Source organism: Stenotrophomonas chelatiphaga (genome assembly GCF_001431535.1).
GTDB lineage: Bacteria > Pseudomonadota > Gammaproteobacteria > Xanthomonadales > Xanthomonadaceae > Stenotrophomonas > Stenotrophomonas chelatiphaga.
In genome coordinates this window covers 1-14117 of sequence record NZ_LDJK01000004.1, presented here as the reverse complement: position 1 = coordinate 14117, position 14117 = coordinate 1, and the positions used below count along the sequence as shown (strand labels likewise).

Below are 14117 nucleotides of genomic sequence, written 5' to 3'. Positions count from 1 at the left end.
CCGCCTGCGGGCGGTACCGTGGGAAGGCAATGGCGGGTCTTCGGGCCCGTCCATTGTCCAGCCCACTGCCCTGGAGGGGGCAGTGGGCTGGGCAATGAGCGTTGGCGTCCAACCACTGCGGTGGTTTTTTTTCGGGACGCGTTTGTAAACGATTTCAGGTCATTGGACGTTATGCTCTCCATTCTTGAACAGCACAAAAGGAAGGGGCCGATGCGGGTAAGCCACCTGTTGACCATTGCCGCGATCACCTTGGCCGCCGCCGGCTGCAAGCCGCAGGCCGCGCCCGAGCCGGCCAAGCCGGCCCCGCAGGTGATCCTGGTCGAAGCCGACCTGCCACCGCGCCCGATGAAGCCGGAGCTGCCGCCGCTGTTCGATGACATCGAACGCCGCACCTTCCAGTTCTTCTGGGACACCAGCAATGAGATCAACGGGCTGACCCCGGACCGCTATCCCTCGCGGCCGTTCGCGAGCATCGCCTCGGTCGGCTTCGCGCTGACCGCTTATCCGATCGGCATCGAAAACGGATGGGTCAGCCGCAACCAGGCGGTGGACCGCACCCTGACCACGCTGCGCTTCCTGCGCGATGTGCCGATGGGCCCGCAGCGCACCGGCAAGGGCGGTTACAAAGGCTTCTACTACCACTTCCTGGACATGCAGGACGGCCACCGCTACGACAGCTGGGTGGAACTGTCTTCGGTGGATACCGCGCTGCTGATGATGGGCGTGCTGTTCGCGCAGTCGTACTACGACGGCGGCGATTCGCGCGAGAAGGAAATCCGTGACATCGCCGAGACCCTGTACAAGCGCGTGGACTGGCCGTGGCTGCAGGAGCGTTCGCCGCTGATCTCGATGGGCTGGTTCCCGGAAAGCGGCACCATCGAACACGACTGGATGGGCTACAACGAGGCGATGATCGTCTACATCCTGGCGCTGGGTTCGCCGACCCATCCGGTCAGCCCGGATGCCTGGACGGTGTGGACGCGCACCTACGACAACGACTGGGGCGTCTACCAGGGCCAGGAATACCTGTCCTTCGGTCCGCTGTTCGGCCATCAGTACAGCCATGTCTGGATCGACTTCCGCGATATCCAGGACGCCTACATGCGCGAACGCGGCAGCACCTATTTCCTCAACAGCCGTTCGGCCGCGCTGGCCCAGCGCGAGTATGCGATCAGCAACCCGATGAACTGGAAGGAATACGGCCAGAACGTCTGGGGCCTGACCGCCAGCGACGGCCCGCAGAACACCACCCAGGAATACCGTGGCGAGCAGCGCCAGTTCCGCCATTACTCTTCGCGCGGCGCCGGCCTGCGCGAGAATTTCGACGACGGCACCATCGCCCCCACCGCGGCCATTTCCTCCATCGTGTTCGCGCCGGAAGAAGTGATCCCGGCCACCCAGGAAATGCACAAGCGCTTCGGTGATTACATCTATTCCAGCTACGGCTTCCTGGATTCGTTCAACCCGAGTTTCAACTACGACATCCCGATCAAGACCGGGCGCATGGTGCCCGACCGCGGTTGGGTGGCGAGTGACTACATCGGCATCGACCAGGGCCCGATCCTGACCATGATCGCCAACTACCGCAACGATTTCGTGTGGGAGGTGATGAAGAAGAACCCGCACATCCGCAAGGGGCTGGAGCGCGCTGGTTTCAGCGGCGGCTGGCTGACCCCGGAAGGCGAACAGCAGCCGCTGCAGCTGGAAAAAGACGAGAAGGCCGCCGACGCACGCGCGGTCGGCATTGCAGAATCACGCGCCGCCGCGGCACAGGAACAGAAGAATGCATCGCGCAACAACAACCCCGGCAAGTAAGCCGGAGCTGGCAACGAAGAACACGTCCCCGGGCCGTCGCCTGCGCTGGGTCGCCGCGCTGGTGGCGGGCCTGGTGCTGGGGGGCTGCGCGCGCAAGGAAGAGGGCACCACGGTGCGCTTCTGGGCGATGGGGCGCGAGGCCGAAGTGGTGGCCGAGCTGATCCACGAGTTCGAAGCGGAGAACCCCGGCATCCGGGTGGACGTGCAGAACATCCCGTGGACGGCCGCGCACGAAAAACTGCTGACCGCCTTCGCCGCCGACGGGCTGCCCGATGTCTGCCAGCTCGGCAACACCTGGATCCCGGAGTTCGCCGAACTCAACACGCTGGAGCCGCTGCAGCCGTACATCGACCGTTCCAGCGTGGTCGAACCGGCCGATTATTTCCCCGGCATCTGGGACACCAATGTGATCCATGGCGAGGTGGTCGGCGTGCCGTGGTACGTCGACACCCGCCTGCTGTATTACCGCAAGGACCTGCTCGCGCAGGCCGGCCACGATGCGCCACCGCGCACCTGGGCCGAGTTCGAACAGCAGATGGCCGACATCAAGAAGATGCAGGGCCCGAACCGTTACGCGGTGCTGATGCCGATCAACGAATTCGAGCAGCAGCTGTCCTTCGCCCTGCAGCAGCCCGATCCGCTGCTGCGCGATGACGATACCCGCGGCAACTTCCGCAGCCCCGGCTTCCGTCGCACGCTGGGTTTCTACGCCAACATGTTTGAAAAGGGCTGGGCACCGAAGATGTCCGAAACCCAGATCTCCAACGTCTGGGACGAGTTCTTCCGTGGCTTCAATGTGTTCTACATCTCCGGCCCCTGGAACATCCGCGAGTTCAAGAAGCTGGAACCGAAGGAACTGGCCGGCAAGTGGGGCACTGCCGCACTGCCGGGTCCGGACGGCCTTGGTGCCGGCATCGCAGGGGGCACCAGCCTGGTGATCTTCCGCAAGGCGCAGCAGAAGGAAGCGTCGTGGAAGCTGATCGAGTTCCTGTCGCGGCCGGCGATCCAGGAACGCTTCCATTCCATCATCGGCGACCTGCCGCCGCGTCGCAGCACCTGGCAGGCCCCGTCGCTGGCCGGTGATCCGCTGGCTGCGGCGTTCCGTGACCAGCTCGAGCGCGTCAAGCCGACGCCGAAGGTGCTGGAATGGGAGCGCATCGTGCAGGAAATGCGCATCGTCACTGAAAAAGTGGTGCGCGGCGGGCAGGCGCAGGATGCTGCGGTGACTGAACTGGATGACCGGGTGGACAAAGTGCTGGCCAAGCGGCGCTGGATGCATGAGCAGGTGATCGAACAACAGCGCGATGCCGCGCCCGTGGCCACCGGAGGCCAGCCATGAACCGTTCCTCGCTTGCGGGCTGGATCTTCGCTGCACCGGCGGTGATCGTGCTGGGTGTGTTCTTCGGCCTGCCGGTGGCTTCGGCGCTGGCGCTGAGCGTGACCGACTTCGACCTGTACTCGTTGGCCGACGGCGCCAACCTGCGTTTCGTCGGCTTGGGCAACTACATCGACCTGCTGCAGACGCCGATGTTTTGGAAATCGCTGTGGAACACCACGTACTTCGTGGTGATCGGCGTGCCGCTGTCCATCGCGGTGTCGCTCGGCGCGGCGATCCTGCTCAACGCCCCGGCGGCACGCTTCAAGGCCCTGTTCCGCACCGCGCTGTTCGCCCCGGTGGTGACCACGCTGGTGGCGGTGGCAGTGATCTGGCGCTACCTGTTCCACACCAGCTACGGGCTGGTGAACTACGGGCTGGGGCACATCGGCATCAGCCCGATCGACTGGCTCGGCGATCCGGACTGGGCCATGCCGACGATCATGCTGTTCGCGGTATGGAAGAACTTCGGCTACAACATGGTGATCTTCCTGGCCGGCCTGCAGGCGATCCCGCATGACCTGTACGAGGCCGCGCGCATCGACGGCGCGTCGCGCTGGAAGCAGTTCCTGCACATCACCCTGCCGATGCTCGGCCCGGTGCTGCTGGTGGTCGGGGTGATCACCGTGTCCGGCTACTTCCAGCTGTTCGCCGAACCCTACGTGATGACCCGCGGCGACCCACTGCAGAGCACCGTCAGCGTGCTGTACTTCATGTTCGAAGAAGGCTTCAAGTGGTGGAACCTCGGCCGTGCATCGGCGGTGGCGTTCCTGTTGTTCCTGATCATCCTGGCGGTGACCTCGGTGATGCTGCGCTTCGGGCGCAAAAGGCAGATGGTATGAGTCGCGAAATCGGCCAGTCACGCTGGCACGGGTGGTGGATCAACGGCGGGTTGCTGGTGCTGGCACTGGTCAGCCTGGCGCCGCTGCTGTGGATGGTGTCGGTGTCGGTGATGCCGGCCGGCGAGGCGACCACGTTCCCGCCGCCGCTGACGCCCTCGCACGTCACCTTCGCCAACTACCATGAGTTGTTCGCGCGCACCGGCATGGGCGTCAACTTCGCCAACAGCCTGCTGGTGTCGGTGGCGATCACGCTCGGGTCGCTGCTGCTCAACACGATGGCCGGCTACGCCTTCGCCAAGCTGCGATTCGTCGGCCGTGACCGCCTGTTCCAGGTGCTGATGGCCGCGCTGGTGATTCCGGCGCAGGTGGCGATGCTGCCGCTGTTCCTGTTGATGAAGCAGCTGGGCCTGGTCAACAGCTTCGGTGGGGTGATCGTGCCGGCGCTGGCCACCGTGTTCGGCATCTTCCTGGTGCGCCAGTACGCGCGCTCCATCCCGGATGAACTGCTGGAAGCGGCGCGCATGGACGGGGCAGGGGAGATGCGGATCTTCTTCCAGATCGTGCTGCCGATGCTCAAGCCGGTGCTGGTCACGCTGTCCATCTTCACCTTCATGGGCGCGTGGAACGACTTCATGTGGCCGCTGATCGTGCTGACCGACCAGGAGCACTACACCCTGCCGGTCGCACTGGCGACGCTGTCACGCGAACACATCATGGATGTTGAGATGATGATGGCCGGCGCGGTGGTCACGGTGATCCCGGTGCTCGCGCTGTTCCTGCTGCTGCAGCGGTACTACATCCAGGGTCTCATGTTGGGGAGTGTCAAAGGGTGAATCGTCGAATCGTCGCCGGCCTGGCGCTGTTGTGGTCCTGCGTGGCAGTTGCTGCCCCGCCTCCTGCCGCTCCCGCACCGAAGGTCATCGACGATTTCGACGACATGGGCCAATGGACGCTGGTGCTGTCCGACCAGGTCAGCGGCTCGCTGCGCAACGTCGCCGGTGCCGGCGGCGGCCGCGCGATGTGCCTGGACTACGACTTCCACGAGGTCTCCGGTTATGTCGGCGTGCGCCGCGCGCTGAACATCGACTACCCGGCCAACTACCGCTTCGGCTTCCAGCTGCGCGGGGATTCGCCGGCCAACGACCTGCAGTTCAAGCTGATCGACGCCAGCGGTGACAACGTGTGGTGGGTCAACCGCCCGGGCTACGCGTTCCCCAAGGCCTGGACCCCGGTGGAGTTCCGCAAGCGCCACATCGACAAGGCCTGGGGCCCGTCGCCGGAGAAGGAACTCAAGCGCAGCGCGTCGATGGAGTTCACCATCTACAGCAAGGTCGGCGGCCGCGGCACGGTGTGCTTCGACAAGCTGACCCTGCAGGGCCTGCCCGCGCAGGATGATTCGGCGCTGCACCCGGAGGTGCTGGCCGATACCGCCCCGGCCCTGCAGGACCGCATGATCGATGGCAAGGCCGATACGTTCTGGGTCAGCGGCGGGGTCAAGCAGCAGACCATCAGCCTGGACCTGGGCAAGCCGCGCGAAGTGGGCGGGGCGGTCATCGACTGGCTGCCCGGCCTGGAGGCCACGCGTTACACCGTGCGCGCTTCGCAGGACGGGCGCGATTGGCGCACGATCCGCGAAGTGACCGCCGGCAGTGGTGGCCGTGACTGGCTGGCGTTGCCGGAAACCGATGCGCGCTACCTGCGCTTCGACCTGCAGGGCGGCCCGAACTGGCGCTATGGCATCCGCGATATCGCGCTGAAGCCGCTGGCCTTCGCCGCCACCCCGAATGCGTTCCTGTCATCGGTGGCCGCCGACCTGCCGCGTGGTTCGCTGCCGCGCGCGTACGTGGGCGAGCAGCCGAGCTGGACCCTGCTGGGACTGGATGGCGGCCGCGAACAGGCGCTGATCAGCGAAGACGGCGCGCTGGAAATGGCGCGTGGCAGCTTCAGCGTGGAGCCGTTCCTGAAGCTGGACGGCAAACTGGTCAGCTGGGCCGACGTCAGCCCGATCCAGTCGCTGCAGGACAGCTACCTGCCGATCGCCAGCGTGGACTGGCAGCATGACAAGGCGTCGCTGTCGGTCACCGGTTTCGTGCAGGGCACGCCGGACACCTCGCAGCTTGTGGCGCGTTATTCGCTGAAGAACCCGGACAAGGTGGCCCACGAATACACCCTGGCGTTGGCGATCCGCCCCTGGCAGGTCAATCCGCCGACCCAGTTCCTCAACACCGTCGGCGGCTTCAGCCGGATCGACAGCCTGGATGTGGAAGAAGGGCTGGTGAAGGTCAACGGCGAGCCGCGGCTGTATCCGGTGCAGACGCCGGATGCGCGCTTCGCCACCCCGTTCGACGGCAAGCTGGAGGTGATGCACCTGGCCGCTGGCACGCTGCCGACCACCACCTCGGTGAAGGACCCGACCGGGATGGCGTCCGGCGCGTTGCTGTACACGTTCAAGCTGGAGCCGGGACAGAGCCGCGAAGTGGCGCTGGTGCTGCCCCAGGTGGGCAGCTTCAATCCGCGCGGCTTTGACGCCGGCAAAGCCCAGGCACAGGTGGCGGCGATGTGGCGGCAAAAGCTGGATGGCCTGCAGCTGCAGTTGCCGCGCGAGGGCCAGCCGCTGGCCGACACGCTGCGCACGGCGCTGGCGCACATGCTGATTTCCCGCGTGGGCCCGCGCCTGCAGCCCGGTACGCGGTCCTACGGGCGCAGCTGGATCCGCGATGGCGCGATGATTTCCGAGGGCCTGCTGCGCATGGGCCGCAGCGATGCGGTGCGCGATTACGTGCAGTGGTATGCCCCGTTCCAGTTCGACAACGGCAAGGTGCCGTGCTGCGTGGACGACCGCGGCAGTGACCCCGTGCCGGAAAACGACAGCCACGGCGAGCTGATCTACAACATCGCCGAATACTGGCGTTACACCGGTGACGATGCCTTCCTGGAGGCGATGTGGCCGCACGTGGTGGGCGCGTTCCATTACATGGAACGGCTGCGCGCCAGCGAGCGCACCGAAGAGAACCGCGCGCGCAATCCGGCGTTCTACGGGATGATGCCGGCCTCGATCAGCCACGAAGGCTATTCGGCCAAGCCGATGCATTCGTACTGGGACAACTTCTGGGCGCTGCGCGGCTACAAGGACGCCGGGATCATCGCCGAGCGCCTGCAGAAGATGGAAGTGCTGGCGATCACCGGCGCGCGCGATGAATTCCGCGCCGACCTGCAGGCATCGCTGTATGCGGCGATGGACCAGCATCGCATCGACTTCCTGCCGGGATCGGCGGAGCTGGGCGACTTCGACGCGACCTCCACCACCATCGCACTGGCGCCCGGCGGTGAGCAGGGTCGTCTGCCGCAGCCACAGCTGGACAACACCTTCCAGCGCTACTGGACCGAGTTCGTGGCACGCCGCGACGGCAAGCGCGAGTGGAAGGATTACACCCCGTACGAATGGCGCAACGTCGCCGCCTTCGTGCGCCTGGGCTGGCGTGACCGCGCCTGGCAGGCAACCGAATTCTTCTTCAAGGACCGCTCGCCGCAGGCCTGGAACCAGTGGGCCGAAGTGGTGTCGCGCACGCCGCGCAAGCCGTTCTTCGTCGGCGACCTGCCGCATGCCTGGGTGGCCTCGGACTTCGTGCGTTCGGCGCTGGACATGTTTGCCTACAACCGTGACGTGGACCAGGCGCTGGTGCTGGCCGCGGGCGTGCCGGTGCGCTGGTTCGAGGGGCAGGGCATCGCGGTGAAGGGACTGCGCACGCCGCAGGGCCAGCTGGACTACCGGCTGCAACGCAGCGACAGGCAACTGGTGCTGGACGTCGGTGCCGGCGTGCTGCCGCCTGCCGGTGGCCTGGTGCTGCCGTGGCCGTATGCGGGCGAGCCCGGCGCTACCACGATCAATGGCGAGCCGGTGGAATGGATCGGCGGCGAACTGCACGTGCACCAGGTGCCGGCGAAGATCGAGATCGAGGTCCCGGCCGCCGTGCGCCGGGCCGAACGCAAGGGGTGACCAGCATGCGGGTGAGGGGCGGGGAGGGCACGCAAGGTGTCGTGCGGACGTTGCTGGGTGCAGCCGTGTGCGTGTCACTGCTGCTGCCGGGTGTGGCGCTGTCGGCGGATGCCCCGCCGCGTGCCGCGGTCGCTGCGTTGAACAGCGCGCCGGTCGGCGCGACGCGCGAGGCGGGCATGAGCATGGTGACCTTCAACCTGCACCATGACCGCGAGGACTGGCCCGGGCGCCGCAAGACCATCCTGGCCGAACTGCAGCGCCTGCAGCCGGATGCGATCGCGCTGCAGGAGGTGATCCAGAAGCGCAACGTGCGCAACCAGGCCGAATGGCTGGCCACTCGACTGGGCTATTCGTACCTGTTCGTATCCACCGATCCGCCCGGGGCGGCCAAGCGCTACGGCAATGCGCTGTTGACGCGCCGGCCGGTACTGGCGCGCGGCCAGCACCTGCTGCAGCCACTGGGTGACTACCGCACCGTGGGCCACCTGCGCATCGAGGTCGATGGCAGGCCGGTCAATGTCTACGCCACGCACCTCAATGAACGTTCCGATGAAAAGGGCATCCAGACCCGCCGCACCCAGGTGGAAGACCTGCTGCGTTTCATCAGCAGCACCTCGGCGGGTGCACCGGTGGTGATCGCCGGTGACTTCAATGCGATGGTCGATGCGGGTGACCTGAGCGAGCTGCGCAGTCATTACGGCGACAGCTACGGCAGCGTGCACATCAACAATGACCTGGCGCAGGTCAGCACGCTCAACCGGCACTATTTCGAGGCGCCATCGCGCATCGACCACATCTTCTTCCAGCAGGACCAACTGCTGGCGCGCGAGGCGAAGATCCTGTTCGACCAGCCCGACGAAGGCGGACGCTGGGCGTCGGACCATTACGGCGTGTGGACGCGCCTGCAGTTCGCACCGGACACCGCGTCCGCGCCCAGATAGCGCCGGCCGCTGGCCGGGTAGTGACGGCCGCTGGCCGTCAGCTTCTGCGCGGGTGGGTGGCGACCGTTGGTCGTCACGCCCTTGCCGCTGCGCTCGCCGAGCACGGCTCGGCGCCACCAACGCATGAAAAAACAGCGGCCCGAAGGCCGCTGTTTTCGTTTGCACCACGGCAGGGGATCAGCCCTGCGGCAGGTTGCCCGGCTTGGCCTTGTCGTCCTCGGCTTCCGATTCGGCGTCCGCTGCCGGCTGGGCCACGACCGCAGCCTGGGCGGCGGCATCGGTGCCACCGGCCAGGATGGCCGGCTCGGCGGCTTCGACCGCTTCGACCACGGCCGGGGCGGCAACCGCAGCCGGCAGCGGAGCGGCAACCGGCGTCACGACCGGCTCAATCGCCGCGGGTGCGGTGACGGCCGGAGCCTGCGGCGCAGCGGCATCGATGGCGTCGAGCATGCTGGTCTGCACCGGTGCCGGCTGTGCTGCAATGGCGGCAGGCTTCGGCGCTTCGGCTTCGGCCTGGACGGCCTCCACCTTGGGCGCTGCCTGCGGCACCGGCTGCCAGCTCGGAGCCTGCTCGGCGGCGGCCGGCACTGCCGCAGCGGGCGCTGCAGCGACGGGCGCTTCAGGCTTCCGCACGTCGGCCTGCACCGGCGTGACGGCATCGTGCTGCGGACGGTCGATCTCGGCGGTCACTGCCGGCGGGGCCGCTGCCTCGACGGCCGTTGCCTCGACCTTCGGGGCCTCCACCTTCGGGGCCTCGACCTTCGCAACTTCCACCTTCGGGGCCTCGGCCTGAGCGGTTTCCACCTTCGGGGCCTCGACCTTCGCGGCTTCAACCTTCGGCGCTTCCACGGCCTTCGGGGCTTCCACCACCGCGGCGGGCGAGGCGGTCAGCGCGCTGGCGGCAGCCGGCACGATGGCGGCGGTCGCCAGCACGGCAGCTGCACGCTTTTCGCGTTCGGCCGGAGCCGGCGCGTCGCCTTCGTCATCGAAGTCGAACTCAGGCTGCGGACGCGTCGAGGCGGGCTCGCGCTTTTCCGTACCGGCCACATCGGCCAGGCCGGAGACCGCAGCCACGTCCTGCTCGTCGGCGTCATTGTCGTCTTCGTCCGAATCGTCATGACCCAGCGAATCAGTGGCGGTGCCTTCCGCATTGCCACGACGACGGCGACGACCACCACGACGACCACGACGACGGCGCGAACCGCCCTCGCCATTGCCGTCCTCAGAGGCCGGCGCGCTGATGCCGTCGGCACCTGCTTCGGTGCCCACTGCATTCACTGCTTCCGCTTCGGCATCGGTCACGGCAGCGTGGATCGGTGCTGCTGCTTCCGTTGCCTGCGGCGCCGCCGGCGTGGCAGCGACCGTGTCGGCCACTTCGCCGCGCAGCTGCTGGTTGGCCAGGCGCGATGCGGCGGCCGCGTCGGCAGCTGCGTCCACGCCCATCGGCACGGTTGCCGCGGCAGCGGCGGCGGCGATGTCGTTGCCGTCGCGCTGTGGCTTGTCGCTTTCCTGCGGACGCGGCTGACGCGGCTGCTTCACCTTCGGCTGCTGCTGGGCCTGTGCCGGCGCCTGGGCCTGCTCGGTGCGCTCGCCACGCTCATTGCGCTGCTTGCCACCCTGCTGGCCCTGTTCCTGGCGCTGCTTCGGCTGCTGCTGGCCATTGCCGCTGCCGGCCTGCGCGTTGGCGGAGGCCACGACCTGCGCGTTGCCGCCCTGGCCGTTGCCTTGGCGGCGCTCACCACGCTCACCACGTTCGCCTCGTTCCTTGCGGCCCTGGCCCTGTGCCTGCGGGGCGCCATTGCCGGCGCTGCGGCTGTCGTCGCGGCGGTCCTTGCGGTCCTTGCCGTTGCGATCCTTGCCGTTGCGGTCCTTGCGGCCATGTTCAGCGCCGTTCGAACGTGCGGCCGGTGCCGGAGCCGGTGCGGCAGCCGGTTCGCCACCGAAGATGCGCTTGAACCAGCCGACCACGCCGCCGGTAGCGGCCGGTGCAGCGACCGGAGCGGCCACGGCAACCGGTGCCGGCTGCGGCGCGGCTTCTTCGCGGATCGGGGCCGGAGAATTGTGCTGGACCTGGGTCACGGCCGGCGGCGGAATGTTCAGCTGGCCCTTGGTCAGGGCATGCACGGGCAGCTTGCGCGGGGTGCCGCGCTGGTAGCTCGGCTTGCCACTTTCCTCGCCCAGGTCGTTCTCGCGCAGGCGGGTCACGGTGTAGTGCGGGGTGTGCAGCTGCTCGTCGGCCACGATCACGATCGGGGCTTCGTGGCGCGCTTCGATTTCACGCAGGGCGCTGCGCTTTTCGTTGAGCAGGTAGTTGGCGATCTCGACCGGGGCCTGGACCAGCACCTGCCCGGTGTTCTCCTTCATCGCATGCTCTTCGGCGACGCGGATGATCGACAGCGACAGCGATTCCACGCTGCGCATGCGGCCGTGGCCGTCGCAGTGCGGGCAGACCAGCTGGCTGGATTCGCCCAGGCTCGGACGCAGGCGCTGGCGGCTCATTTCCAGCAGGCCGAAGCGCGAGATGCGGCCGACCTGCACGCGGGCACGGTCGTACTTCAGCGCCTGGGCAAGGCGGTTCTCGACCTCGCGCTGGTGCTTGTTGGAGGACATGTCGATGAAATCGATCACCACCAGGCCGCCGAGGTCGCGCAGGCGCAGCTGGCGGGCCGCTTCTTCGGCCGCTTCCAGGTTGGTCTGGAACGCGGTGTCCTCGATGTCGCTGCCCTTGGTGGCGCGCGAGGAGTTCACGTCGATGGCGGTCAGTGCTTCGGTCTGGTCGACCACGATCGAACCGCCCGACGGCAGGCGCACGTTGCGCTCGTAGGCGCCTTCGATCTGCGACTCGATCTGGAAGCGGTTGAACAGCGGGATGTCGTCGGTGTAGTGCTTGAGCTTGCGCAGGGTCTGCGGCATCACCTGCTGCATGAACTCGCGGGCGTGCTGGTACATCTCTTCGGTGTCGACCAGGATCTCGCCGATGTCCGCGCGCAGGTAGTCGCGCAGGGCGCGCACGATCAGCCGCGATTCCTGGTAGATCAGGAACGGGGCGGGCTTGCTCAGCGCCGCTTCGGCGATGGCGCGCCACACGTTCAGCAGGTAATCCAGGTCCCACTGCAGCTCTTCGGCATCGCGGCCGACGCCGGCGGTGCGGATGATCACGCCCATTTCGTCGGGAATGTTCAGCTTGTCCAGCGCGTCTTTCAGCGCGGCGCGGTCTTCGCCTTCGATCCGGCGCGAGACGCCACCGGCGCTCGGCGAGTTCGGCATCAGCACCATGTAGCGGCCGGCCAGCGAGATGAACGTGGTCAGGGCAGCGCCCTTGTTGCCGCGTTCATCCTTGTCGATCTGCACCACGATTTCCTGGCCTTCGCGCAGGAGCTCCTTGATGCCGGCCTTGTTGTGGTCGACGCCGGCCTGGAAATAATCGCGGGAAATTTCCTTCAGCGGCAGGAAGCCATGGCGGCCACCGCCGTATTCGACGAAGGCGGCTTCCAGCGAGGGCTCGATGCGGAAGATCCGGCCCTTGTAGATATTGGACTTCTTCTGTTCCTTGGCCGGCTGCTCGATGTCGATGTCATACAACGACTGGCCATCCACGATGGCGACACGCAGTTCTTCGGCCTGCGTGGCGTTGATCAGCATTCGCTTCATTGTTGCGTTCCTCGCAAGCGGCTACCGCGCGGAACGCCATGGAGTTTCGCCTCTGGATACGGCTGGCCGCCCATTCGCGCAGGCGCGGGGAGGGTGGCCCGGGTTTCCAGCGCTACGACACCACGGCAGGCCGCGGGAGCGCTCTTGTTATCTGGTTTTTGGGTGTTGCGGGACCGGCGGCAGCTGTCAGCCTAAACTGGAGCGCCACACGGGACATGTTCAGCGCGACTGCGTGTCAGGCAATCGGCGATGGCCGGGAGCGCCGGTGAGCCGCTAACATGGCCGCCCCGGGGGCGGTGGTCGCGCACTGTGCCGGATTCGTTGGAAGACAGGCTTCTGGCCCGGAGTAACTTCCAACGAAATCAATCCCTTATCTCGCCGCCCGAGTGTAACAGAATAAACAGGCTGATGACTGCTCAAGACCCCGCAAAGCCCAACTCCGACAAGCCTTCCGTGCGCATGATCACCGTACCCGACGACCGGGCGGGACAGCGGCTGGACAATTTCCTGCTCGGACAACTGAAAGGGGCGCCGCGCAGCCTGGTCTACAAGCTGGTCCGCAGCGGCCAGGTCCGGGTCAACGGCGGCCGCGCCAAGGCCGAACGCAAGCTGGAGGGCGGGGAGGTGATCCGCATCCCGCCGGTCCATCTCAGCGAGGAGGGAGACAAGGCTGGCCCGCCGGAGTCGTTCATGCGCCGGCTGGAGCAGGCCATTGTCTATGAAGACGAGCGTCTGCTGGCCCTGAACAAGCCCTCCGGGGTGGCCAGCCATGGCGGCAGCGGGATCAGTTTCGGTGCCATCGAAACGCTGCGGGCGCTGCGTCCGGGCAAGACGCTGGAGCTGGTGCACCGGTTGGACCGTGACACCTCCGGGCTGCTGATCGTGGCCAAGAAGCGTTCGGCGCTCAGCGAGCTGCAGGCACTGCTGCGCGAGGACCATGGTGCCGGCATCCGCAAGAAATACCTGACGCTGCTGGCCGGGCGCATGCCCGACGGCACCATGACGGTGGATGCGCCGCTGCACGTGGGCCTGCGCCAAGGTGGCGAGCGGCACGTGCAGGTGAATGCGATCGGCAAGCCGTCAATCAGCCATTTCAAGGTGCTGGAGCGCCGCGGCGGCCATTCCTACTGCGAGGTGCGGATCGAAACCGGGCGCACCCATCAGATCCGCGTACACGCCCAGCACCTGGGTAATCCGGTGGCCGGTGACGACAAGTACGGCGATCCGGTCGTCAACAAGCGGTTTCGTGACCAGATCGGGCTGAAGCGGCTGTTCCTCCATGCGGCCTCGCTGGAATTCGCGCTGGACGCGGGCAAGACCCCTTACGTGTTGAACGCGCCGCTGGCCGAGGAACTGGTCGAGGCGCTGGATCGGTTGAAGTAGGTCGGCGAACGGCGGAGCCCCTCGCGGCGGGTGGTTTTCGGGCTGCATCCCGGGTTGGGCCGGGCGCCGGGGCTGTGCGGGGGACGGCAAAACCCGCTCCTGCGGGCCTCGTT

8 protein-coding genes are annotated in these 14117 nt (G+C 66.9%); 7 read left to right on the top strand and 1 reads right to left on the bottom strand.

Annotated elements, in window-relative coordinates; genetic code table 11:
- Window positions 1–210 precede the first annotated feature (210 nt).
- From ABB28_RS00985 to ABB28_RS00960, 6 genes are read left to right on the top strand one after another with little or no spacing between them, the layout of a single operon-like run.
- Window positions 211–1815, top strand: a complete 1605-nt coding sequence (locus ABB28_RS00985; protein ID WP_057506836.1) for a glucoamylase family protein — start codon at window positions 211–213, stop codon at window positions 1813–1815.
- Window positions 1784–3154, top strand: coding sequence for a sugar ABC transporter substrate-binding protein (locus ABB28_RS00980; protein WP_083491852.1), 1371 nt, complete (start codon window positions 1784–1786; stop codon window positions 3152–3154). Before ABB28_RS00985 ends, ABB28_RS00980 begins: the two co-directional genes overlap by 32 nt.
- A complete protein-coding gene (locus tag ABB28_RS00975; protein WP_057506835.1) occupies window positions 3151–4032 on the top strand; it encodes a carbohydrate ABC transporter permease in 882 nt (293 codons plus the stop codon). The genes ABB28_RS00980 and ABB28_RS00975 overlap by 4 nt, the downstream gene beginning before the upstream one ends.
- Window positions 4029–4865 (top strand): carbohydrate ABC transporter permease, encoded by an 837-nt coding sequence (locus ABB28_RS00970; protein ID WP_042615044.1) that lies wholly within the window; start codon window positions 4029–4031, stop codon window positions 4863–4865. Before ABB28_RS00975 ends, ABB28_RS00970 begins: the two co-directional genes overlap by 4 nt.
- Window positions 4862–8029 carry a discoidin domain-containing protein gene (locus tag ABB28_RS00965; protein WP_057506834.1) on the top strand — a complete coding sequence of 1056 codons (3168 nt, stop codon included), beginning with the start codon at window positions 4862–4864 and terminating at the stop codon, window positions 8027–8029. The genes ABB28_RS00970 and ABB28_RS00965 overlap by 4 nt, the downstream gene beginning before the upstream one ends.
- Window positions 8030–8034: 5 nt before the next feature.
- Window positions 8035–8970 carry an endonuclease/exonuclease/phosphatase family protein gene (locus tag ABB28_RS00960; RefSeq protein ID WP_057506868.1) on the top strand — a complete coding sequence of 312 codons (936 nt, stop codon included), beginning with the start codon at window positions 8035–8037 and terminating at the stop codon, window positions 8968–8970.
- 177 nt (window positions 8971–9147) lie between these two features.
- Here the strand turns inward: ABB28_RS00960 and ABB28_RS00955 are convergent, their stop codons facing one another.
- Window positions 9148–12621, bottom strand: coding sequence for an Rne/Rng family ribonuclease (locus ABB28_RS00955; RefSeq protein ID WP_057506833.1), 3474 nt, complete (start codon window positions 12619–12621; stop codon window positions 9148–9150).
- A 408-nt stretch (window positions 12622–13029) separates the two neighbouring features.
- Between ABB28_RS00955 and ABB28_RS00950 the strand changes: the two genes are divergently transcribed.
- Entirely contained in the window at window positions 13030–14004 is a 975-nt protein-coding gene (locus tag ABB28_RS00950) for an RluA family pseudouridine synthase (RefSeq protein WP_057506832.1), read from the top strand.
- The last annotated feature ends 113 nt before the right edge of the window (window positions 14005–14117 follow it).

Coding starts and splice junctions, on each gene's coding strand:
- ABB28_RS00985 (WP_057506836.1), top strand. CDS start 211: ATGCGGGTAAGCCACCTGTTGACCATTGCCGCGATCACCTTGGCCGCC.
- ABB28_RS00980 (WP_083491852.1), top strand. CDS start 1,784: ATGCATCGCGCAACAACAACCCCGGCAAGTAAGCCGGAGCTGGCAACG.
- ABB28_RS00975 (WP_057506835.1), top strand. CDS start 3,151: ATGAACCGTTCCTCGCTTGCGGGCTGGATCTTCGCTGCACCGGCGGTG.
- ABB28_RS00970 (WP_042615044.1), top strand. CDS start 4,029: ATGAGTCGCGAAATCGGCCAGTCACGCTGGCACGGGTGGTGGATCAAC.
- ABB28_RS00960 (WP_057506868.1), top strand. CDS start 8,035: ATGCGGGTGAGGGGCGGGGAGGGCACGCAAGGTGTCGTGCGGACGTTG.
- ABB28_RS00955 (WP_057506833.1), bottom strand. CDS start 12,621: ATGAAGCGAATGCTGATCAACGCCACGCAGGCCGAAGAACTGCGTGTC.
- ABB28_RS00950 (WP_057506832.1), top strand. CDS start 13,030: ATGACTGCTCAAGACCCCGCAAAGCCCAACTCCGACAAGCCTTCCGTG.